This window comes from Myroides sp. N17-2, assembly GCF_002286775.1.
Taxonomy (GTDB): domain Bacteria; phylum Bacteroidota; class Bacteroidia; order Flavobacteriales; family Flavobacteriaceae; genus Flavobacterium.
Map to the genome: position 1 here is coordinate 1 of NZ_NSGJ01000030.1, position 1,410 is coordinate 1,410.

The window sequence follows — 1,410 nt, forward strand, 5'->3', positions numbered from 1 at the left end:
TTCAAAAGGTAATAGTGTAAAGATTACAACAGATGAGTTAGGTAAGACTATCGCTAAGAACAGTGTATTCGTAACTAACCTGACAGAGAACAGTGAGTTCGTAACTAAGCTAGTGGAGAACAAAGAGTTTATCACTAAGTTAGGAGACAATATTGAGTTCGTTAACCAGATTACAAATAACAATGAGTTCGTAGAGAACATCATCAATAAGCTAGAGGGTAAATACGGAAACGTAGGATACGATGTAGCTAAGAAAGAATTCTTCTATATCGATGCGACAGGACAGGTACAACCAATTGCTTGGTCAGATTTAGATACCGTAAATATATCGTTTGGATTTGATGCTACTAAAGACAATTTAGTAATTACAGATTCAAAAGGACATACAGTACAGATTACAACAGATGAGTTAGGTAAGACTATCGCTAAGAACAGTGTATTCGTAACTAACCTGACAGAGAACAGTGAGTTCGTAACTAAACTTGTGGAGAACAAAGAGTTCATCACTAAGTTAGGAGACAATATTGAGTTTGTAGAACATATCACTAATAACAATGAGTTCGTAGAGAACATCATCAACAAGTTAGAGGGTAAATACGGAAACGTAGGATACGATGTAGCTAAGAAAGAGTTCTTCTATATCGATGCGACAGGACAAGTACAACCAATTGCTTGGTCAGATCTAGATACCGTAAATATATCATTTGGTTTTGATGCAACTAAAGACAATTTAGTAATTACAGATTCAAAAGGACATACAGTACAGATTACAACAGATGAGTTAGGTAAGACTATTGCTAATAACAGCGTGTTTGTCACTAACCTTACAGAGAATAGTGAGTTCGTAACTAAGCTAGTGGAGAACAAAGAGTTTATCACTAAGTTAGGAGACAATATTGAGTTCGTTAACCAGATTACAAATAACAATGAGTTCGTAGAGAACATCATCAATAAGCTAGAGGGTAAATACGGAAACGTAGGATACGACGTGTCTAAGAAGGAGTTCTTCTATATCGATGCAACAGGTCAGGTACAGCCAATCTCTTGGTCAGACTTAGATACAGTAAACGTGTCATTTGGATTTGACGATGCTAAAGCTAACCTAGTAATCACAGACTCAAAAGGTAATAGTGTAAAGATTACAACAGATGAGTTAGGTAAGACTATCGCTAAGAACAGTGTATTCGTAACTAACCTGACAGAGAACAGTGAGTTCGTAACTAAGCTAGTGGAGAACAAAGAGTTTATCACTAAGTTAGGAGACAATATTGAGTTCGTTAACCAGATTACAAATAACAATGAGTTTGTAGAGAACATCATCAATAAGCTAGAGGGTAAATACGGAAACGTAGGATACGACGTGTCTAAGAAAGAGTTCTTCTATATCGATGCAACAGGTCAGGTACAGCC

1 pseudogene is annotated in these 1,410 nt (G+C 36.4%); it reads left to right on the forward strand.

Annotated features, from left to right (window positions below):
- A pseudogene (locus CF599_RS19535) lies at window positions 1-1,410 on the forward strand (hypothetical protein); the annotation flags it as partial.